The following is a 20,363-nucleotide window of genomic DNA, read 5'->3' as shown; positions in this document are numbered from 1 at the left end:
ACGGGCGCTCGCCCCGACTCAGCCGGCGTTGGTGAGCTGGAACGACTTCACCATCTCCTCGTAGATCGGCTTGCTCTCCTCGAAGCGGGAGTCGTTGGCGGTGAGGTAGAAGGAGTACATCCGGCCGTCGTGGGCCACCCCGTGCCAGACACCGTGCCGCATGGCCTCGCCCTGACCGCAGGTGTACTCGAACTCTGCCGACGGCTTGCCGGCCAGTTCCTTCTGCGCCATCGAGATCTGGTTGTACGGCTTGGCGCAGGATGTCGACTTGCTCTTCAGACCGTTCGCGGCGACCTCCGCCCAGCGGGCCGAGTCGCCACGCCACGGCTCGTTCAGGATGCGCACCCGACGGCCGCTGTCCTCCGGGTCGGTGTAGTCGACGTAGACGGCACCGGAGGGAGCGGCCTTCTTCCAGCCCTTGGGCACCAGCACCTGCACTCCGCGCGCCGAGTGCTCCTGCATCTCGATGCCGGGACCGGCGTCGGCGGACGAGGAGGGGTCGGCGACCGGGGTGGTCGGTGGTGCGTCGTCGCCGCCGGAGAGCGCCACGATGCCGATCAGCAGGATCAGCGCCAGGCCGCCGGCCGCGGCGAGCTGCATCTTGCGTGGCCAGCCCTTGACGGTGCCGACCAGTTGGCTGCCGGCCGCTTTCGCCTTGTCCAGCGGGCTGCCGCCGGTGGGCGTCGGGCGGGCACCGTACGGCTGGCTGGGCGCTGCCGGCCACTGACCGCCGTAGTCACCACCGATGTGCTGGGTGGCCTCCGGCTGCCCGCCGCCGTAGCCGAACGCCGCCGGCCCGACCCGCTGCGTGGCGTCGGCCCCGCCGATCCGCTGGGTGGCATCCGCCCCGCCGATCCGCTGGGTGGCGTCGGCTCCGCCGAACCGTTGCGTCGCGTCCGCCCCGCCGATGTGCTGGGTCGCGTCCGCGGCGGTGCCGTAGGTGCGGCCGACCGGTGGCGGCGACATCGCGCCGTGCTGACCCGGTCGGGCCAGGCCGTCGGCGCTCGTCTCCTCCATCGCGGCGGCGCTGACCGGGGCGGCCTGGCCGGGGCGCTCACCGCGGCGCAGCGCGGCCAGCCGGTCGGTGAGCGACTCGCCGGGGGCGAGCATCGCCGAGCCGCCGATCTGGCCGGACGGCTTGGCCTTGGCCGGGGCGGGTGGCGCGCTGATCGGCGCGGGCTGCGGCACCTGCATCACCGAGTACGGGTCGGTCATCGAGTTGACCGCGGCGGCGTTGCTGCTCAGCGGGCCGGCGAGCAGTTCGCGCAGCATGGCACGGGCGGTGTGCACGTCGAGTCGGCGAGCCGGGTCCTTCTCCAGCAGGCCCATCAGCACCCGGGTCAGCGGGCCGCTGCGCTGCGGTGGGGCCGGCGGGTCCTCGACCACCGCGTGCATGGTCTCGATCGGGTCGCCCCGGTCGAACGGGGGTCGACCCTCCACCGCCGTGTAGAGCGTCACGCCGAGGGAGAACAGGTCGCTGGGCGGCCCGAACTCCTGCCCCATGGCCCGCTCGGGTGAGATGAAGTGCGGTGAGCCGAGCACCATGCCCGGCGTGGTGAGCTGCACGTCGGTGGGCATCCGGGCCACCCCGAAGTCGGTGAGCACGCAGCGCCCGTCGGAGCAGATCAGCACGTTTGCCGGCTTGACGTCGCGGTGCAGCACACCGATCGCGTGGGCCACCTCCAGGGCGCCGAGCAGCGCGATGCCGATCTTGGCGACCACCCGCTGGGCGATCGGCCCGTCCTCGATCACCATGTCGGCGAGGCTGCGGGCGTCCAGCAGCTCCATCACGATCCACGGCCGCCCGGCCTCGGTGACCACGTCGTACACCTGCACCACGGCCGGGTGGGCGATGGCGGCGGCGGCGCGGGCCTCGCGCAGAGTGCGTTCGTACATCGCGTCGCGGTCGCTCGGGGCCAGCCCCGGCGGGAGGATGACCTCCTTGACCGCCACGTCGCGGCGCAGCAGCGTGTCTGTGGCTCGCCAGACCGTGCCCATGCCGCCGTTGCCCACCGCCGAGCGCAACGAGTAGCGGTCACCGATGACGGTGCCGGGTGTTGCGCGTCCATTGGTGGGAGTGCTGACTGGTCCGCCGCTCCACGTCGGGATCTGAGTCACAGAAAAGCCACCGGGGAAGTCGAGGGGGCTGGGACACAACCCCCCTATCTTGCTGGTTCAGACGCCCGATGCGAAAGCCGGCGCGACGGACGTTTCCCCAACCGAACGGTACGTGTGCGACCCCTCACCTCTCGTCGTGGCGTCCGTCAAGGTCACTCGCGCGCCACCCCGAACCGGCTGAGCTGTTGCTTCGTCCTACCATCCGGTGATGAGCGAGCGGCGGTTGAGCGAGTCCGGTTTCCCGATCAAGGACGTCTACACGGCGGAAGACGTCCCCGGTGACCTGGATTCCCGGCTGGGCTCGCCGGGCGGGTACCCGTACACCCGTGGGGTCTATCCCACGATGTACACGTCACGCCCGTGGACCATGCGCCAGTATGCCGGTTTCGGCACCGCCACCGAATCCAACGCGCGGTACCACCAACTGTTGCGGGCCGGCACGATGGGTCTGTCGGTCGCCTTCGACCTGCCGACCCAGATGGGGTACGACTCCGACGACCCGATCGCCTCCGGCGAGGTGGGCAAGGTCGGCGTGGCCATCGACTCGATCGAGGACATGCGGCTGCTCTTCGACGGCATCCCGCTGGACCAGGTCTCCACCTCGATGACGATCAACGCGCCCGGTTCGGTGCTGCTGCTGCTCTACCAGCTCGTCGCCGAGGAGAACGGGGTGCCGGGCGCCGCGCTCAACGGCACCATCCAGAACGACATCCTCAAGGAGTACATCGCCCGGGGGACCTACATCTTCCCGCCGAAGCCCTCGTTGCGCCTGGTCGCCGACACGTTCGGCTACTGCCGGGCCGAGGTGCCGAAGTGGAACACGATCTCCATCTCGGGCTACCACATGGCCGAGGCCGGCGCCTCGCCCGTGCAGGAGATCGCCTTCACGTTGGCCAACGGCGTCGAGTACGTCCGGGCCGCGATCGCCGCCGGGCTGGCCGTGGACGACTTCGCCCCCCGGCTGTCGTTCTTCTTCGTCGCGCGTACCACCCTGCTGGAGGAGGTCGCCAAGTTCCGGGCGGCCCGGCGGATCTGGGCCCGGCTGATGCGCGACGAGTTCGGGGCGAAGAACCCGAAGTCGATGATGCTGCGCTTCCACACCCAGACCGCGGGCGTGCAGTTGACCGCCCAGCAGCCCGAGGTGAACCTGGTCCGGGTGGCTGTGCAGGGTCTCGGCGCGGTGCTCGGCGGCACCCAGTCGCTGCACACCAACAGCTTCGACGAGGCGATCGCGTTGCCGACCGAGAAGGCGGCCCGGCTGGCGCTGCGGACCCAGCAGGTGCTGGCGTACGAGACGGACCTGACCGCCACCGTCGACCCGTTCGCCGGGTCGTACGTGGTGGAGGCGATGACCTCGGAGATCGAGGAGGCGGCGGACGCGCTGATGGCCCGGGTCTTCGAGCACGGCTCGGCGGTGGAGGCGATCGAGGCGGGCTTCCAGAAGCGGGAGATCGAGCAGTCGGCGTACCGGATCGCCCAGGAGATCGACTCGGGGGAGCGGGTGGTGGTCGGCCTCAACCGGTTCGCCATCGACGCCGAGGAACCGTACGAGCCGCTGCGGGTGGACCCGACGATCGAGGCGGCGCAGGCCGAACGGCTGGCCAGGCTGCGCGCCGAGCGCGACGGTGCCGCCGTGCAGCGGGCTCTGGCCGGTCTGCGGGAGGCCGCCACCGGCAGCGCCAACGTGCTCTACCCGATGAAGGAGGCGCTGCGTCTGCGGGCCACCGTCGGTGAGGTGTGCGGGGCGCTGCGCGAGGTGTGGGGCCTCTACCGTCCGACCGACCGGTTCTGACCGACCGTCGCGCTGCGTGTCGGTGCGCCCGTCCTGGGTACTGCGGTTCGAGTGCGCCCGTGGGCGTGCTCCGGCTGATCTCTGACGCACACGGTGTCCGGCCGGACGGCGACCGTGCGTGTGAACGTGCCACGGTGCGCTCGTCGCCGGGTGTGGTCGGGTAATTGTCGTAGGGTCAGTTGATCGAGCGACTAATGCGACAATTCGGAAACAGTGCCGAAGGTCCGCCGAAGGATTTTCGGTCCGCTTACCCGATTACGCGTTGTAGGAGGTGAGGGGCGGATGACGACGTTCAACGGCGATCTACCTGCTGTCTCGCTCCGCTCCGGTGGCTCTCAGCAGGGCATACGTGACGCTGTGCGGTCCGACCATCACCGGAACGAGGTTGCGCAGAGTTACCACCAGGGGTCTACCCTGTCTGCTGTCCCCGATGATCCATCCATTTCTAGTGATCGAGATTTCGACGTGACGACTGCGTTGACGATGCCCACCGGCGAACAGTTGGTGGCGTCCTGGTCCGAAGCGCCGCCGCCGGGCGGCCAACCCCTGCCGGCCGAGTTGGACCACCTGCTCGCCCTGCGGGTACCGGGCCTGATCGCCACTCGCCGTCACATCCACTCGCATCCCGAACTGTCCGGTCAGGAGTTCGAGACGGCGGCCCTGATCGCCCGGGAACTCTCCCTGGCCGGGCTCAACCCACGCATGCTGCCCAAGGGCAACGGGGTCATCTGCGACATCAACGGCCGCCCGGACGGCCCGGTGATCGCGTTGCGCGCCGACATCGACGCGCTGCCGCTGGCCGACGCCAAGGACGTTCCGTACCGCTCCACGGTCGACGGGGTCTGCCACGCCTGCGGTCACGACGTGCACTCCACTGTCATGCTCGGCGTCGGCATGATGCTGGCCCAGCTCGCCGACCTGGGCGAGTTGCCGGGCCGGGTGCGGCTGATCTTCCAGCCCGCCGAGGAGATCCTGCCCTGCGGTTCGCTGGAGGTGATCGAGGCCGGGGGCCTCGAAGACGTGGTGCAGATCTTCGCGCTGCACTGCGACCCGAGCCTGCCGGTCGGCCGGATCGGGCTGCGGGTCGGCCCGATCACCGCTGCCGCCGACAACGTCACCGTACGACTCACCGGGCCGGGTGGCCACACCGCCCGTCCGCACCTGACCGTCGACCTGGTCGACGCACTCGGTCGGCTCGTCACCGAGGTTCCCGCCCTGGTCAGCCGCCGGGTGCCGGCGAACAGCGGGCTGCTGCTGGTCTTCGGTCACGCCTCCGCCGGCACCCAGTACAACGTCATCCCGTCCGAGGCGTCCGCCTCCGGCACGCTGCGGGTGATGGACCGCGACACCTGGCACAGCGCCCCGGACATCGTCACCCAGGTGGTCCGCGACGTCCTCGCCCCGACCGGTGCCACTGTCGACATCGAGTACCTGCGTGGCCGTCCGCCGGTCAGCAACGACAGCCAGGCCATCAGCGTGCTGACCGCGGCCACCATCGCCGCGCTCGGCCCGCAGGGTGTCGCGGAGACCCCGCAGAGCATGGGCGGCGAGGACTTCTCCTGGTACCTGGAGTACGTCCCAGGTGCGCTGGCCCGGCTCGGCGTCGGCCGCGCCGGGCCCAACGTGGACCTGCACCGGCCGTCGTTCGACGTGGACGAGCGCGCCATCCCGGCCGGCGTGCGACTCATGGTGCAGACCGCGCTCCAGGCACTGGCGGCGCACCGCTGACCTCACCCGGCACCGCCAGCCCCGACGGTGGCGGCGCGCCGACCGGCGCGACCAGCGCCGGCCCGGTGTCCCGGCCGCGCCGGCGTCGCCGATGCCACCACCAGAGCAACCCCAGCGGTACGCCGAACACCAGCAGCCACGGCAGGACCGCACCGAGCACGGTGACCAGTACGGTCATCGAGGCCAGGAAGACCTTCCAGCCGCCGCTGAGCCCGACCAGGAAGCCGAGCTGATCCTCGTCCTCGGTGGTGCTCGCGTCCGGGCCGACAAGCGTGACGGTGATCGTGGACAGTGCGGTCAGGTCGCCCAGCCGCCGCTTCTTCGCCTCCAGCGAGGCGAGGTCGGCCTCCCTGCGGCCCAGTTCGTTCTCCAGGCTGATCAGATCGCTTATCGAGTCGGCCTGGGCCAGCAACCGTCGGGCGCTGTCCACCCGGGCCCGCTGGGTGGCGATCCGCGCGTCCAGGTCGATGGTCTCCTCGGTGACGTCCTGGGTGTCGATCTGTCGACGCTGCTGGCTGCCCAGCCGGGCGAGCTCCTCCACCACCGGGTAGAACCGGTCGGCCGGTACCCGCAACTGCAACTCCGCGACCGCGTCCGCCGCGGCGCTGCGCCGCTGGTCGCCGCCGACGAAGCCACCGGCCCGGGTCGCCGCCGAGACGGCCTCGCGGGCCTTCGCCTCCACATCGTCCACCTTGATCTCCAGGGATCCGGTGTAGATGATCGAGCGTTGGTCGACCCGGGTGTCCGTCGCCGTGCCGGACCCGCCCTGCGCCGGCTCACCGGCCCCCCGGTCCGCCATCGGCGGCGCGGCGGCACCCGCGTCCGAGCTGGTCGCCTCGTCACTGCCACTGCCACTGCCACAACCCGCGAGCATCAACAACGCGAGCAGCGCACCCGCCGCCGCCGTCCGATGCCGACCGACTCTTCGTAGTCTCATCCCCGTACCCCTCTTCCGGCCCCGCTGCGTGGTGATAACTCGGACGTCCCGCGCCACCTCACGGGTTCCGGCAGACTGCGCTGGAGAAGTCACGATTCGATATGGGAGGCATCACGATGCGGCTCACCAAGTACGCCCACTCGTGCGTACGGATCGAGCACGACGGTGGGGTGCTGGTCGTCGATCCGGGCATGTTCAGCGAAGCGGCGGCGGCGTTGGACGGCGCCGACGCGGTGCTGATCACCCACGAGCATCCCGACCACGTCGATGCCGAGGCGATCAACCGACAGTTGGCGCGACGGCCGTTCGTCATCCACGGCCCGACGTCAGTGTCCAAGGTGCTGGGCGGCGCGGCCGAGGCGCTGCGCCCGGTCAGCCCCGGCGAGTCGTTCACCGCCGCCGGGGTGCCGGTACGCGCCTACGGCGGTCGACACGCGGTGATCCACCCCGACATCCCGGTGGTGGACAACATCGGTTACCTGTTCAACGACGTCGTCTACCACCCCGGCGACGCGCTCTTCGTGCCGCAGGACGTACCGGTCGACACCCTCTTCGCGCCGATCCACGCGCCCTGGTCGAAGTTCTCGGAGGTGGTCGACTTCATCCGGGCGGTCGCGCCGCGTCGGGTCTTCGCCCTGCACGACGCGTTGCTCAACACGAACGGCCTCACGGTGCTCGACCGGCAGTACACGGCCCTGTCGGGCAGCGAGTACCAACGGCTGGAGCCGGGCAGCCGGATCGACGGCTGAGCCGATGCCCGAACCGGCGCCTGATCTCGTCGATGAGCTCTACCGCACGCCGCCGGACCGGTTCGTCGCGGCCCGGGACGCCGCCGTCGCGCAGGCGCGTCAAGCCGGAGATCCGCGTACCGCCCGGGAGATCGCCCGGTTGCGTCGGCCGACCGTCGCCGCCTGGTTGGTCAACCTGCTCGCGTTGGACCGCCCTGAGCTGGTGGCCGACCTGGTGCAGTTGGCCGACGCACTGCGGACCGCGCAGCGTGAACTGCGTGGCCCACGGCTGCGCGAACTGTCCGCGCAGCGGCGCGCCGTGGTGGGTGCGCTCGTCGCCGAGGTACGCCGGTTGGCGGCCGACGTCGAGGGGGCGCCGTCGAGCGGGAAGCTGCCGCTGGCCGAGGTGGAGGCGACCCTGAACGCGGCCCTGTCCGACGTGCAGATCGCCGAGCAGGTCCGCTCCGGACGCCTGCTGCGCGCCACCCACTACGCCGGGTTCGGCGAGGTGCCCCGGCCGCAATTGCGCCTGGTGACCGGGGGAGAGGAGCCGCCGTCGGCCGCACCGGCCCGGCAGCAGCCGACCCAGCGGGGTGCATTGCGCGCCGAGCAGGCCCAGCGGGCGGCCCGCGCCGAACGGGAGCGCCGCCGTCGGGCGCTGGACAAGGAGCTGACCCGGGCCCGTACCGATCAGGAACGGGCCGAGGACGAGCTGGCGGGCGCGGCGGCGGCCGAGCGCGACGGTGCCGCCGCCCTGGACCGGCTCGAAGCGGAACTTGCCGAGTTGGAGCGCCGCCGGGCCGTGGCCGAGCAGGAGCTCAGCCGAGCCCGGTTGGCCCGTCGGGCGGCCGAACGGGCTGCCGGTGCGGCCCGGCGGCGCACCGGCGAGGTCGAAGCCGCGGTCGAGGCGCTGGAAGCCGAGGAGGAGGATGCGGGCTCTGGCGGCGGCGCGGCAGACTGACTCCTCATGGACGGACCTTCGGCCAGCTTTCACCCGGACGGACGTATCCGCACGGACGGACCTTCGGCCGGGTGCCGGCCGCATGCGCCTTCCGGCGGTCGGGGATGACTCCGGAACAGGTGGCCGCGGCCAGCAAGCCGGCGGTGCTCGCGCTCGGTGACGCGTACAGCCGTTGTCCCACCACACTGCGTCGGGCCCGGCTGCTCGGCATCTCGGGCTGGGCCTTCTACATCACCGGCCGGGCCGGTGCCCTGGGCGACGTGCGGGCCGAGACCGTGGCCGCCGCGCTCGGCTTCATCGCCCCCGACGCGGTGGCCGACGGCTGGGACGCCGCCGCCCGCACGGTGCGACCGCTGGAGGTGGCCGCCGCCAGCCTGGTCGAGTGCTGCCGGTGGGGCGAGGAACGGCTGGCCGACCTGCCGCACCTGGACCGCCTGGTCGACCTGGTGGAACGGGTCGTGGCGGCGGCCGACGCCAGCGCGATGCCGTTGTTCGCGGCGTGGCGGGCCATGCCGTTGCCCGCTACCTCTGCGGGCGCGCGACTGGCCGTCGGGCTGCGCCTGCTGCGGGAGCACTTCACCGGCGCCCATCTGGTGGCGGTACGCGCCAGCGGGATGTCACCGCTGGAGGCGGTGCTGGCCGGGCCGGAGGGGGAGAGCGGTGCGATCGCGTGCGGGTGGCCACCGCCGTACCCGCCGGTCGCGCCGCTGGTGCGGCGGCGGCTGTGGGCCGAAGCGGTGACCAACCGTCTCGTCGCACCCGCGTTCGTGGCGCTGGGTCCGGCCGGCGGCGCGGAACTTGTGGAGCTGCTCGCCGCGACCCGGGCGCACACCGAGGGCTGACCTCTTGGCTGGCCCAGGGGACGAAAGCGGGCCGACCAGGACAGATCGCCCGGGTTCCGGGGTCGACGCCCGCCGTGCGGACGGCCGGTAGCAGACTGAGGGCGTGGGAGACGCGCTACGCCGACGCGGTGCCGGTGGGGCGGGACCGCAGTTCAAGGACGTAGTCGTCCGGCGCGCCCGCCTTCTCGGCGGCGTTCGCGATCTCGGAGAGGTACCACGAGGTGGGCAACCCACCCTCGTAGCCGTCGAAGACGTAGACCCAGGCCGTCACGTCGCCGTCCAGCGTCGACACCCGGACGGTCAGCTTCCGGTACGTGCCGGAGGTGACGCCCTCGATCTCGTCGAGCTGGGCGGCGTCGTACGGGTGGATGTCGTAGAGGGCCACGAAGACCCGGTCGCCGGGCGACTCGACCACGGTGCTGACCGCACCCTCCCAGCCGATGACGTCCTCACCGGCGAAGGTGAGCCGCCAGCCCTCCAGCCAGCCGATGCCCACCATCGGCGAATGCGGGCAGTAGGCACGCATCCGAGCAGGGTCCAGGTTCGAGCCGTAGGCGGCGTAATGACGCACGGCGATGACGATAGCCCGACGGGCGCTCGGGGGAGAATACGACGGTGCGTGTCGCACGCGCCGGGGAGAAGAAAGTCACTGTGAGCATGGACGAGGGGCGGTCGTGGTGAGCCGGATCGTGATCATTGGCGGCGGGCCGGCGGGATACGAGGCGGCGCTGGTGGCGGCCCAACTGGACGCCGACGTCACAGTCGTGGAGGACGAAGGTGCCGGCGGTGCCTGCGTGCTGTCCGACTGCGTGCCGTCGAAGACGTTCATCGCCAGCTCGGAGGTGGTGACCGGGTACCGCGACACCGAGGTCTTCGGGGTGCACTCCGACGGCCTGGAGGCGGTCACCGTCGACGCCACGGCGGTCAACGAGCGGGTCAAGCGGCTCGCCCTGGCGCAGTCCAGCGACATCCACGCCAAGCTGGTCAAGGCCGGGGTCACCTTCGTCTCCGGGCGGGCCCGGCTGGGCGAGGACACCCTCGGTCACACCCACCGGGTGATCGTCACCCCGCACGGCGAGGAGGCCGCGTACGCGATCGGCGCGTCGACGGTGCTGATCGCCACCGGGGCCACCCCCCGCCAGCTGCCCACCGCCGTGCCCGACGGCGAGCGCATCCTGACCTGGCGACAGGTGTACGACCTGCCGGAGCTGCCGGAGCACCTGATCGTGGTCGGCTCCGGGGTGACCGGCGCCGAGTTCGCCAGCGCGTACCTGGCCATGGGGGTGCAGGTCACCCTGGTCTCCAGCCGGGACCGGGTGATGCCGCACGAGGACGCCGACGCCGCGCAGGCCATCGAGCGGGTGTTCCGGGCCCGGGGCATGAGCATCCTGAACAACTCCCGTGCCGAGGGGGTGCGCCGTACCGACGACGGCGTCGAGGTCGAGCTCTCCGACGGCCGCAAGGTGTACGGCTCGCACGCGCTGATCGCGGTCGGTTCGATCCCCAACACCGAGGCGCTGGGCCTGGCCGAGTACGGCGTCGAACTGGCCCGGGGCGGCTACGTGACGGTCGACCGGGTCTCCCGTACCAACGTGCCCGGCATCTACGCGGCCGGCGACTGCACCGGGGTGCTGCCGCTGGCCAGCGTTGCCGCCATGCAGGGCCGGATCGCCATGTGGCACGCGCTCGGCGAGGCGGTCCGGCCGCTGCGGCTGCGGACCGTCGCGGCGAACGTCTTCACCGACCCGGAGCTGGCCACCGTCGGCGTCTCGCAGGACGAGGTGGACGCGGGCAAGGTGCCGGCCCGGCAGGTGATGCTGACGCTTGACGGCAACGCCCGGGCGAAGATGGACGAGGTGGCCGACGGCTTCGTCAAGCTGTTCTGCCGCCCGGCCAGCGGCCAGGTGATCGGCGGCGTGGTGGTCGCCCCGAAGGCCAGCGAGCTGATCCTGCCGATCACCATGGCGGTGGAGAACAACCTGACCGTCAACGAGTTGGCGCAGACCATCACGATCTACCCCAGCCTCTCCGGCTCGGTCACCGAGGCCGCCCGGCAACTGATGCTGCACGAACTGGAGTGACCTCCCGTCGCCCGGTCCGCGCGTGAGACTGCGCGGGCAGGGCGACGGCGAGCAGGGCGAGCAGGGTGACCTCGCTGAGGATGAGCCCCCGTTCGATGAGTCCGTAGAAGACGCGGTCACCGGGATAGGCGGACCAGATCTGGGTGGCGGCCAGCAGCAGGCTGACCACCGCGAGGACGCGCAGCCAGTGGCGGGTACGGGCCCCGGTGGGCAGGTGGGCGGCGAGCAGCCAGCCGACGACCGGCAGGGCGAGGAACGCCACCACCGAGGCGTACCGGTGCACGTATGCGGCGGTGCCCATCTCGGTGCCCGGCGGGTTGGTCGGCACCAGACCGGCCAGCAGCAGCCCACCGGCCCACGCCGCGAGCAGCAGTTGGGCCGCGCCCAGCCGACCGGCGCGGGCCCCCGGCCCGGCGAGGCGACCCAGGGCCGGTACGAGCAGAGCCGACGCCACGCCCAGCGTCAGCATCGCCAGGTGGATGACTCCGCCGGATTCGGAGACGGCGTAGTCGCTGACGGTGAGGCTCACCGGGTCCAGGTCCCGCACGCCGAGGTGACCGATGACGCCGAGCAGCGCGGCGAGGGCGATCCCGCCGAGGGCCAGTGCACCGTTGTTCCGGATTCCAGGCATGCCTCAGCCTGTCGCCGAACCCACCCCAGACGGATCCGGGACGAGCACCGAAATCCGACCCGGGGTGCACCCGGACCGGGTCATCAGGTGTTCCCCCCAGGGCGACCGGTCGGCCTTCCCCGCGCCGTACGGGCTGACCTCAGTCGGCGGGCAGTTCGGCGGGGGCTGGGGTCAGCCGGGCGGCGATCAACGCCAGCACCCAGCCGGTCAACGCGAAGCCGGCGGCGGCCACCGCCGCGATCAGCACCATCCGCCACGCCGACCCGGTGAGCGCCGCGCCGCCGAGGTGCCCGACCAGGCCGCCGTACGACGCCCAACCCACCGCCGCCGTACCGGCGTAGGGCAGGAACAGGCGCAGCGGATAACGGCCACGGCCGGAGGCGAAGCAGACAGTCATCCGGCCGCCCGGCACGAACCGGCAGAGCAGCAGCCCTGTCGGGCCGGGCCGGCGCAGGCCGGCAGCGAGCCGGCCGGTCAGCCGTCGGGCCCGACCGGTCACCTCGGGGCGCGGTGGCTGACGCCGTGACGTGCTGCGGCCGAGCAGGTAACAGGCCAGGTCCCCGGTGAACACGCCGAGCGCCCCGATGGCGATGGCCAGCGGCAGGTCCAGCCCGCCGTAGACGGTGAGCGCGCCGCCGGTGATCATCAACAGCTGCGTGGGTATCACCGGCACGAAGGCGTCCAGCGCCAGCAGCCCGAACAGGAGGAGGTATGCCCAGTCAGGTGATGCCACCTGGGTGAGTAGTTCGGGCACCACTGTCCCCTCGCGCTGCGGCCGGTCCGGATACGTGTCGAGCCTGACGGTGTGTCCGGCATCACCGACGATGACCCCGCCCCCTCGTGACCAGCGACACTGCCCGGGCGTTGGGGCATGTGACTGCTTTCTACCGGCGAATATCGAAATATCCCGGTGTGGGGTGAGGGTCGCCGAAACGTCGCCGGGCGGCGTACCGTTGTCGGCGCGCGGCCCGCGCGTGCGTCGGGTCCCCCGTTCCTGATGCCCGGGCCCGCAGCCGGGCCGCTGACAGGTCCCGTGTCAGCGGCCCGGCCACCACCCTCAGGCAGGCACGGCGACCGGGTCGTCGCCGCTGACCGGCTGCTGGAACTGCGACTGGTAGAGCCGGTGGTAGGCCCCGCCCGCCGCGAGCAGTTCGGTGTGGGTGCCCTGCTCGACGATGCGACCGTCCTCCATCATCAGGATCAGGTCGGCGTCGCGGATGGTGGAGAGCCGGTGCGCGATGACGAAGCTGGTCCGCTCCGACCGCAGCGCCGCCATCGCCCGCTGGAGCAGCACCTCGGTACGGGTGTCCACCGAGCTGGTCGCCTCGTCGAGGATCAACAGCGAGGGTTCGGCGAGGAAGGCCCGGGCGATGGTGATCAGCTGCCGCTCGCCCGTGCTGACGTTGCTGCCCTCCTCGTCGATCACCGTGTCGTAGCCGTCGGGCAGGCTGCGGACGAACCGGTCCACGAAGGTGGCCTGGGCGGCGGCGAGGATCTCCTCCTCGGTCGCGTCCGGCCGCCCGTAGGCGATGTTGTCCCGGATGGTGCCGCCGAACAGCCAGGTGTCCTGCAGGACCATGCCGATGCGGCCCCGCAGGTCGTCGCGGCGCAGCGCGGTGATGTCCACCCCGTCGAGCGTGATGCGGCCGGCATCCAACTCGTAGAAGCGCATGATCAGGTTGACCAGGGTGGTCTTGCCGGCGCCGGTGGGCCCGACGATGGCCACGGTGTGCCCCGGCTCGGCGACCAGGGACAGGTCGGTGATCAGCGGCTTGTCCGGGTCGTACCGGAACGAGACGTGCTCGAACTCGACTCGGCCGTGCGGGTCGCTCACCCGGGCCGGAACCGCCGGATCCGGTTGCTGTTCCTCGGCGTCGAGCACCGCGAAGACCCGCTCGGCCGAGGCCACCCCCGACTGGAGCAGGTTCGCCATCGAGGCGACCTGGGTGAGTGGCTGGGTGAACTGCCGGGAGTACTGGATGAACGCCTGCACGTCGCCGAGGCTCATCGAGCCGGAGGCGACCTGCAACCCGCCGACCACCGCGATCGCCACGTAGCTGACGTTCCCGATGAAGAACATCGCCGGCATGATGATCCCGGAGATGAACTGGGCCCCGAAGCTGGCCGCGAACAGCTCGTCGTTCTTGGCGCGGAAGGCCGCCTCCACCTCACGCTGCCGACCGAAGACCTTCACCAGTTCGTGCCCGGTGAACGCCTCCTCGATCTGCCCGTTCAGCTCGCCCGTGTGGGTCCACTGCGCGATGAACTTGCGCTGCGACCGCTTGGCGATCTGCCCGGTCACCACCACCGACAGCGGCACCGCGACAAGCGCCACCAGGGCAAGCAGCGGCGAGATCCAGAACATCATGCCGAGTACGCCGACCACGGTGAGCAGCGCGGTCAGCAGCTGACTCAACGTCTGCTGGAGGGTCTGCGAGACGTTGTCGATGTCGTTGGTGACCCGACTGAGCAGTTCCCCACGCGGCTGCCTGTCGAAGTAGGGCAGCGGCAACCGGTTCAGCTTCTCCTCGACCTCGGCCCGCAGCTGGAACACGGTCCGCTGGACGACGCCGTTGAGCAGCCAGCCCTGCCACCACAGCAGCAGGCTGGCCACCACGTACAGGCCCAGCGCGAGCAGCAGCACCCGGCCCAGCGCGGAGAAGTCGATGCCCACTCCGGGCACCACGTCCATCCGGGCGAGCATGTCGGCGAAGTTGTTGTTGCCGGCCGCCCGGGCGGCGGCAACGGCCTGCTCGGCGGTGGTGCCCGCCGGCAGTTGCTGGCCGATCACCCCGGTGAAGATCAGGTCGGTGGCGTACCCGAGCACCTTCGGCCCGATCACGGTGAGCCCGACGCTTACCACCGCCAGCGCGATGATGGCGCTCAGGTGCAGGCGGTGCGGACGTAGCCGGCCCATCAGGCGCCGCGCGCTGGGCAGGAAGTTCAAGGAACGCTCGGCGGGCATGCCCATGCCCATGCCGCCGTGCGGACCGCCGCGGTGGCCGCCGCCGGGCAGCCGTTTCGGCGCACTCTCGCTGCCCGACTGCTGCGCAGGAATGGCGGCCTGAGATCCACGTTCGCTCATGCCGGCACTCCGCTTCGCTGCGTGCCGTCATGAGGCACCTTTGCGCTGAGCTGATGATTCGCTCGCTGGCGCTCGCTCATGCCGGCACCTCCGTGGTGCGTTGGGACGCCACGATCTCGGCGTACGTGGGACAACTCGTCAGCAGGTCCTCGTGGCGGCCCATCCCGACCACGCCGCCGTCCTCCAGCACGATGATCTGGTCCGCGTCGATGATCGTCGACACCCGTTGCGCGACGATGACCACGGCGGCGTCGGCGGTGACCGGCCGCAGGGCCGCCCGCAGTCGTGCGTCGGTGCCGAGGTCGAGCGCGGAGAACGAGTCGTCGAAGAGGTAGATCTCCGGCCGGCGGACCAGGGCACGGGCGATGGCCAGCCGCTGGCGCTGCCCACCGGAGACGTTGGTGCCGCCCTGTGCGATAGGTGCCGCCAGTCCTTCCGGCATCGCCTCGACGAAGTCCCGGGCCTGGGCGATCTCCAGTGCCGTCCAGAGTTCCTCGTCGTTGGCGTCCGGGTTGCCGTAGCGCAGGTTGCTCGCCACCGTGCCGGTGAACAGGTACGGCCGCTGCGGCACCAGGCCGATCCGATTCCACAGCTGTTCCGGTGCCAGTTGCCGGACGTCGACCCCGTCGACGAGCACGGCACCGGCGGTCACGTCGACAAGCCGGGGGATGAGGGAGAGCAGAGTGCTCTTGCCCGCACCCGTACTACCGATGATCGCCGTGGTGCTGCCCGGTGTGACCCGGAAGGAGATGTCCCGCAGCACCGGCTCGGCGGCCCCCGGGTACTGGAAGCGCACGTCGCGTAGTTCCAACTCGGCTCGGCCGGTCACCTCGACGACCGGGTCCGGGGCGGGCACCACCGAGGAGTCGGTGTCCAGCACCTCGGTGATCCGCTCGGCGCAGACCGCCGCGCGGGGCACCATCATCAGCATGAAGGTGGCCATCATGACGGCCATCAGGATCTGCATCAGGTACTGCAGGAAGGCGGTAAGCGCGCCGACCTGGATGGCGCCCTCGTCGACCCGCTGACCGCCGAACCAGAGCACCGCCACGCTGGAGACGTTGAGCACCAGCATCACCACGGGGAAGATCAACGCCATCAGCCGGCCGGTGCGCAGGGCGGTGGCGGTCAGGTCGGCGTTCGCGGTGGCGAAGCGTCGCGTCTCGTACGGCTCGCGGACGAACGCCCGGACCACCCGGATGCCGGTGATCTGCTCGCGGAGCACCCGGTTGATGGTGTCGATCCGGGTCTGCATCAACCGGAAGCTCGGCACCATCCGCCGGATGATCAGGCCCAGCACGATCGCCAGCACCGGTACGCAGACAAGCATCAGCCAGGAGAGCCCGACGTCTTCGCGCAGGGCCATCACCACGCCGCCGATGCTCATGATCGGTGCGGAGACCAGCATGGTGCAGCTCATCAGCACCAGCATCTGCACCTGCTGCACGTCGTTCGTGTTGCGCGTGATCAGCGACGGCGCGCCGAAGCGGGCGACCTCCCGGGCGGAGAAGCGGTTGACGTGTCCGAACAGCGTCGCCCGCAGGTCCCGGCCGAAGCCCATGGCGATGCGGGCGCCCAGGTAGACCGCCGCGATGAGGCAGATGATGTGCACCACCGTGAGGGCGAGCATCCATCCGCCGGTACGCAGGATGTAGTCGGTGTCTCCCCGGGCCACACCGAGGTCGATGATGTCGGCGTTGAGGCTCGGCAGGGAGAGGGAGGCCATCGTGCTGACGAACTGGAGCAGCACCACCACGGCCAGCGGTCGCCGGTACGGGCGCAGATTGGCCAGCAGCAACCGGATCAGCATGTCGGACCTCCCTCGGGCTTGCCGGCTGACTCGTCCTGGCCGATGACCTCGAGGAGGAACTGCCGGATCACGGCCGCCTTCGCCGGGTCGGCGTCGACCGAGGTGAGCGGGCGTCGAGCCCGGATCATCGCGGTGAGCGCGGCGACCCGGTCCCGGCCGGCCGGGGTCAGGGTGAGTTTGATGCTGCGCCGGTCGGCGCCGTCGCGGCGTCGTTGCACCAGGCCGTCGCGTTCGAGGGTGTCGACGATGCCGGTGAGGGTGGCCGGGCGGACGAAACACAACTCGGCCACCGCGCGGTGCGGCAGCTCCCCGTGCTCGGCGAGGGCCATCAGGGTGACCATCCCGGCCTGGGTGAGGCCGTGCTCGTCGGCGAGGTAGCGGTTCCATCGCTGGCCGGTGAGGTGCCCGGCGACGACAAGCAGTCGGCCGAGCGGTACGTCCCCGAGTTGGACCAGTTTCATACCGGCAGATTAGAACCCTGACAGTCAGGGGCCAAACTATTTTCGACCTGCCGTGTCACCAACTCGTCGGCAGTGGCATCCCCTCGGTGTAGCCGGCCGTGCTCTGCACACCGACCAGCGCCCGCTCGTGGAACTCGGGCAGGGTACGGGCACCGGCATAGGTGAACGCACTGCGTACCCCGGAGATGATCTCGTCGATCAGGTCCTCCACGCCGGGCCGGACCGGATCCAGGTACATCCGGGCCGACGAGATGCCCTCCTCGAAGATCGCCTTCCGGGCCCGGTCGTACGGGCTGTCCTCGCCGGTACGCGCGCTTACCGCCCGCGCCGAGGCCATCCCGAAGCTCTCCTTGTAACGGCGGCCGTCCTCGTCGGTGTAGAGGTCACCGGGGGACTCGTAGGTGCCGGCGAACCACGAGCCGATCATGACGTTGGACGCCCCGGCGGCCAGCGCCAACGCCACGTCCCGGGGATGGCGCACCCCGCCGTCGGCCCAGACGTGCCGACCCAGCTCGCGAGCGGCGGCAGCACAGTCGAGCACCGCCGAGAACTGCGGCCGACCGACCCCGGTCATCATCCGGGTGGTGCACATCGCCCCCGGGCCCACTCCGACCTTGACGATGTCCGCGCCTGCGGAGACCAGGTCGCGTACGCCGTCGGCGGTGACCACGTTGCCGGCCGCGACCGGGACGGACGGGTCGAGCCGGCGCACGGTCCGCAGCGCGGCGATCATCCGCTCCTGGTGGCCGTGCGCGGTGTCCACCACCAGGGTGTCCACCCCGGCCGTCAGCAACGCCGCCGCCTTGCCCGCCACGTCACCGTTGATCCCCACCGCCGCCGCGATCCGCAGCCGCCCCTGGTCGTCCACGGCCGGCCGGTACAACGTCGCCCGCAGCGCGCCTGGGCGGGTGAGCACCCCGACCAGCCGCCCGTCGTCGTCGACCACCGGCGCCAACCGCCGCCGCCCCTCGGAGAGCCGGTCGAATCCGGTACGCGGGTCCGCGCTCGCCGGCACGGTGTGCAGGTCGGCCGACATCACGTCCTGCAGTTGGGCGAAGCGGTCCACGCCGACCGTGTCCGCCTCGGTCACCACGCCCATCGGCCGGCCCGCCTCGTCGACCACGACGACCGCGCCGTACGCCCGCTTCGGCAGCAGATGGATCGCGTCGCCGACGGTGTCCGTCGGGCCGAGCGCGACGGCGGTCTCGTGCACCAGGTGCCGCTGCTTGACCCAGGTGACCACCTCGGCCACCACGTCGATCGGGATGTCCTGCGGGATCACCACGATGCCGCCACGGCGGGCCACCGTCTCGGCCATCCGCCGGCCGGCGACCGCCGTCATGTTCGCCACGACCAGCGGGATCGTGGTGCCCGTACCGTCGCCGGTGGCCAGGTCGACGTCGAGCCGCGACGCCACCTCGGACCGGGCCGGGGCCATGAAGACGTCGTTGTAGGTCAGGTCGTGAGCCGGGGTCGTGCCATTGAGGAAACGCACCCGGCCATCATTGCTGCCGATGCGCCACCGCGCCGCCTGTGGTGGGCGAAACCACCCACTCAGCCAAGCACCAACGCCGCCGCCACCCCGACCATCACCACCGCGATCAGGCCGTCGAGCACCTGCCAGACGCGGGTACGCGCGAGCAGCGGGGCGAGCCGGTAGGCGCCCGCGCCGAGCGCGGTGAACCAGCACACACTGGCCAGCGCGGCCCCGACACCGAACCACCAGCGGTGCTGGTGCTGCTGGGCGATGCCACCGAGCAGCAGCACGGTGTCGAGGTACACGTGCGGGTTGAGGTAGGTGAAGGCCAGGCAGGCCGCCAGCGTCGCGCCGAGCCGGGCCGGTGGCCGCTGCGCGGGCGTGAGGGCGCTGGGGCGCAGCGCGCGGCGGGCGGCGAGGACCGCGTACCCGAGCAGGAAGGCGGCACCGCCCCAGCGGATCGCGGTGAGCAGATCCGGTCGAGCGGCCACCACCGAACCGACCCCGGCGATCCCGACGCCGATCAGCAGCGCGTCCGACACCGCGCAGGTCAGGACGACCGGCACCAGGTGTTCCCGGCGCAGGCCCTGGCGGAGCACGAAGGCGTTCTGCGCGCCGATGGCGACGATCAGGGCGATGGACAACGAGAAACCGGCGACGGCCGAGGTGAGCATGGGTCGACGGTAGGGTCGGTCCTGATCATCAGTCCAACTAAAGATTCTTCAGATGGTTAAGGACAGCTTCATGAGCGGTCTGGATTCCGCCCAGCTCCGTACGCTCGCCGCCGTCGTCAGTGAGGGCAGCTTCGACGCTGCCGCCCGGCTGCTGCACGTGACCCCGTCAGCGGTCAGCCAGCGGATCAAGGCGCTGGAGGAAGCCGTCGGGCAGGTGCTCGTCCGACGTCAGCGACCCTGCGACGCCACCGAGGCCGGTCGCCCGCTGCTCCGCCTCGCCGGGCAGTTGGCGCTGCTGGAACGGGAAGCGTTGGCCGACGCGCGGGGGCCACTCGGCGGTGACCCCGGCCGTACCCGGGTCGCCGTCGTGGTCAACGCCGACTCGCTCGCCACCTGGTTTCCCGCCGCCCTGGCCCGGCTGCCCGCCGCACCGGAACTCTCCTTCGACATCCGGCAGGACGACCAGGACCACAGCGCCGAACTGCTGCGCGCGGGAGCGGTGATGGCCGCGGTGACCGCCCAGCGGGAGGCGGTGCAGGGCTGCCGGGTACGCCCACTCGGCGCGATGCGGTACCGGGCGCTGGCCGCCCCGTCGAGCCTGCGACGGTGGTTCGCCGACGGCCTCACCCGTTCGGCGCTCGCCGCCGCACCGGTGGTGGTCTTCGACCGCAGGGACCGCATCCAGCACCGCTTCCTGCGTACGCTGGCCGGCCGTGCCCTCGATCCGCCGGTGCACTACGTGCCGTCGGTGCCCGCGTTCAGCGCCGCGATCCGACTGGGCCTGGGCTGGGGGATGGTGCCGGAGCAGATCGCCGCCGACGACCTGGAATCCGGCCGCTGCGTGGACCTCGCGCCGGGCCGGGTGGTGGACATCCCGCTCTACTGGCAGCACTGGCGACTCGACTCGGCGGTGTTGACCGCGCTCACCACGGCCGTGTGCGCCGTCGCCGCCGAAACCCTGCGCTGACCCGCTGACCCGCTCGCCCGCTCGCCCGCTCGCCCGCTCGCCCGCTCGCCCGCTCGCCCGCTCGCCCGCTC

The 20,363-nt window shown here is 71.4% G+C and carries 17 protein-coding genes; 7 read left to right on the top strand and 10 right to left on the bottom strand.

Annotation, left to right across the window (positions count from 1 at the left end):
* Nucleotides 1-18 precede the first annotated feature (18 nt).
* Entirely contained in the window at nucleotides 19-2,118 is a 2,100-nt protein-coding gene (locus tag C1A38_RS25630) for a serine/threonine-protein kinase (protein WP_102660275.1), read from the bottom strand.
* A 208-nt stretch (nucleotides 2,119-2,326) separates the two neighbouring features.
* Between C1A38_RS25630 and C1A38_RS25625 the strand changes: the two genes are divergently transcribed.
* Together C1A38_RS25625 and C1A38_RS25620 are read left to right on the top strand one after the other, a co-directional pair.
* A complete protein-coding gene (locus C1A38_RS25625) occupies nucleotides 2,327-3,910 on the top strand; it encodes an acyl-CoA mutase large subunit family protein (RefSeq protein WP_102660274.1) in 1,584 nt (527 codons plus the stop codon).
* A gap of 465 nt (nucleotides 3,911-4,375) precedes the next feature.
* Nucleotides 4,376-5,638, top strand: coding sequence for an amidohydrolase (locus tag C1A38_RS25620; protein WP_102660273.1), 1,263 nt, complete (start codon nucleotides 4,376-4,378; stop codon nucleotides 5,636-5,638).
* Here C1A38_RS25620 and C1A38_RS25615 read toward each other — a convergent pair.
* The gene (locus C1A38_RS25615) at nucleotides 5,595-6,575 is read right to left on the bottom strand and encodes a DUF4349 domain-containing protein (protein WP_102660272.1); all 981 of its coding nucleotides are present in this window, start codon (nucleotides 6,573-6,575) and stop codon (nucleotides 5,595-5,597) included. The genes C1A38_RS25620 and C1A38_RS25615 overlap by 44 nt on opposite strands.
* A gap of 116 nt (nucleotides 6,576-6,691) precedes the next feature.
* Between C1A38_RS25615 and C1A38_RS25610 the strand changes: the two genes are divergently transcribed.
* From C1A38_RS25610 to C1A38_RS25600, 3 genes are all read left to right on the top strand, one after another.
* Nucleotides 6,692-7,324 carry an MBL fold metallo-hydrolase gene (locus C1A38_RS25610; RefSeq protein WP_102660284.1) on the top strand — a complete coding sequence of 211 codons (633 nt, stop codon included), beginning with the start codon at nucleotides 6,692-6,694 and terminating at the stop codon, nucleotides 7,322-7,324.
* A 4-nt stretch (nucleotides 7,325-7,328) separates the two neighbouring features.
* Entirely contained in the window at nucleotides 7,329-8,264 is a 936-nt protein-coding gene (locus tag C1A38_RS25605; protein ID WP_102660271.1) for a hypothetical protein, read from the top strand.
* A gap of 104 nt (nucleotides 8,265-8,368) precedes the next feature.
* On the top strand, nucleotides 8,369-9,106 hold the full coding sequence (locus C1A38_RS25600) for an SCO6745 family protein (RefSeq protein ID WP_102660270.1): 738 nt from the start codon (nucleotides 8,369-8,371) through the stop codon (nucleotides 9,104-9,106).
* A 115-nt stretch (nucleotides 9,107-9,221) separates the two neighbouring features.
* Here C1A38_RS25600 and C1A38_RS25595 read toward each other — a convergent pair whose 3' ends face one another.
* On the bottom strand, nucleotides 9,222-9,677 hold the full coding sequence (locus C1A38_RS25595) for a gamma-glutamylcyclotransferase (RefSeq protein WP_043719680.1): 456 nt from the start codon (nucleotides 9,675-9,677) through the stop codon (nucleotides 9,222-9,224).
* A gap of 106 nt (nucleotides 9,678-9,783) precedes the next feature.
* Between C1A38_RS25595 and C1A38_RS25590 the strand changes: the two genes are divergently transcribed.
* Nucleotides 9,784-11,187, top strand: coding sequence for an NAD(P)H-quinone dehydrogenase (locus C1A38_RS25590; protein ID WP_013731548.1), 1,404 nt, complete (start codon nucleotides 9,784-9,786; stop codon nucleotides 11,185-11,187).
* On the opposite strand, the gene C1A38_RS25585 is transcribed toward C1A38_RS25590, so the two are convergent.
* The 7 genes from C1A38_RS25585 to C1A38_RS25555 all read right to left on the bottom strand — a co-directional run bounded on the left by C1A38_RS25585 (nucleotide 11,144) and on the right by C1A38_RS25555 (nucleotide 19,325).
* Entirely contained in the window at nucleotides 11,144-11,818 is a 675-nt protein-coding gene (locus C1A38_RS25585; protein ID WP_102660269.1) for a DUF998 domain-containing protein, read from the bottom strand. The two genes, C1A38_RS25590 and C1A38_RS25585, sit on opposite strands and share 44 nt — an antisense overlap.
* 139 nt (nucleotides 11,819-11,957) lie before the next feature.
* Nucleotides 11,958-12,572, bottom strand: coding sequence for a DedA family protein (locus C1A38_RS25580; RefSeq protein WP_102660283.1), 615 nt, complete (start codon nucleotides 12,570-12,572; stop codon nucleotides 11,958-11,960).
* Nucleotides 12,573-12,875: 303 nt separating this feature from the next.
* The gene (locus C1A38_RS25575; protein WP_102660268.1) at nucleotides 12,876-14,903 is read right to left on the bottom strand and encodes an ABC transporter ATP-binding protein; all 2,028 of its coding nucleotides are present in this window, start codon (nucleotides 14,901-14,903) and stop codon (nucleotides 12,876-12,878) included.
* Nucleotides 14,904-14,979: 76 nt separating this feature from the next.
* Nucleotides 14,980-16,713: an ABC transporter ATP-binding protein gene (locus C1A38_RS25570; protein WP_102660267.1), complete on the bottom strand. Its 1,734-nt coding sequence runs from the start codon at nucleotides 16,711-16,713 to the stop codon at nucleotides 14,980-14,982.
* Entirely contained in the window at nucleotides 16,707-17,174 is a 468-nt protein-coding gene (locus C1A38_RS25565; protein ID WP_102660266.1) for a MarR family winged helix-turn-helix transcriptional regulator, read from the bottom strand. The genes C1A38_RS25570 and C1A38_RS25565 overlap by 7 nt, the downstream gene beginning before the upstream one ends.
* A 55-nt stretch (nucleotides 17,175-17,229) precedes the next feature.
* Complete coding sequence (locus C1A38_RS25560) at nucleotides 17,230-18,669, bottom strand: GuaB1 family IMP dehydrogenase-related protein (RefSeq protein ID WP_102660265.1); 1,440 nt, start codon at nucleotides 18,667-18,669, stop codon at nucleotides 17,230-17,232.
* A 59-nt stretch (nucleotides 18,670-18,728) separates the two neighbouring features.
* Nucleotides 18,729-19,325, bottom strand: a complete 597-nt coding sequence (locus C1A38_RS25555; RefSeq protein ID WP_102660264.1) for a LysE/ArgO family amino acid transporter — start codon at nucleotides 19,323-19,325, stop codon at nucleotides 18,729-18,731.
* A 70-nt stretch (nucleotides 19,326-19,395) separates the two neighbouring features.
* On the opposite strand from C1A38_RS25555, the gene C1A38_RS25550 reads away from it, so the two are divergent.
* Nucleotides 19,396-20,292, top strand: a complete 897-nt coding sequence (locus C1A38_RS25550; protein ID WP_102660282.1) for a LysR family transcriptional regulator ArgP — start codon at nucleotides 19,396-19,398, stop codon at nucleotides 20,290-20,292.
* Nucleotides 20,293-20,363 lie beyond the last annotated feature (71 nt).

It is taken from the genome of Verrucosispora sp. ts21 (assembly GCF_002879555.1).
Lineage (GTDB): Bacteria > Actinomycetota > Actinomycetes > Mycobacteriales > Micromonosporaceae > Micromonospora > Micromonospora gifhornensis.
The sequence above is the reverse complement of the archived record's forward strand: the minus strand, read 5'-3'. Positions and strand labels throughout refer to the sequence as shown.

What these genes read in the sequence shown, in the direction of transcription:
- C1A38_RS25625 (WP_102660274.1), top strand. Translation starts at nt 2,327, where the DNA reads ATGAGCGAGCGGCGGTTGAGCGAGTCCGGTTTCCCGATCAAGGACGTC.
- C1A38_RS25615 (WP_102660272.1), bottom strand. Translation starts at nt 6,575, where the DNA reads ATGAGACTACGAAGAGTCGGTCGGCATCGGACGGCGGCGGCGGGTGCG.
- C1A38_RS25610 (WP_102660284.1), top strand. Translation starts at nt 6,692, where the DNA reads ATGCGGCTCACCAAGTACGCCCACTCGTGCGTACGGATCGAGCACGAC.
- C1A38_RS25605 (WP_102660271.1), top strand. Translation starts at nt 7,329, where the DNA reads ATGCCCGAACCGGCGCCTGATCTCGTCGATGAGCTCTACCGCACGCCG.
- C1A38_RS25600 (WP_102660270.1), top strand. Translation starts at nt 8,369, where the DNA reads ATGACTCCGGAACAGGTGGCCGCGGCCAGCAAGCCGGCGGTGCTCGCG.
- C1A38_RS25585 (WP_102660269.1), bottom strand. Translation starts at nt 11,818, where the DNA reads ATGCCTGGAATCCGGAACAACGGTGCACTGGCCCTCGGCGGGATCGCC.
- C1A38_RS25575 (WP_102660268.1), bottom strand. Translation starts at nt 14,903, where the DNA reads ATGAGCGAACGTGGATCTCAGGCCGCCATTCCTGCGCAGCAGTCGGGC.
- C1A38_RS25570 (WP_102660267.1), bottom strand. Translation starts at nt 16,713, where the DNA reads ATGCTGATCCGGTTGCTGCTGGCCAATCTGCGCCCGTACCGGCGACCG.
- C1A38_RS25565 (WP_102660266.1), bottom strand. Translation starts at nt 17,174, where the DNA reads ATGAAACTGGTCCAACTCGGGGACGTACCGCTCGGCCGACTGCTTGTC.
- C1A38_RS25555 (WP_102660264.1), bottom strand. Translation starts at nt 19,325, where the DNA reads ATGCTCACCTCGGCCGTCGCCGGTTTCTCGTTGTCCATCGCCCTGATC.
- C1A38_RS25550 (WP_102660282.1), top strand. Translation starts at nt 19,396, where the DNA reads ATGAGCGGTCTGGATTCCGCCCAGCTCCGTACGCTCGCCGCCGTCGTC.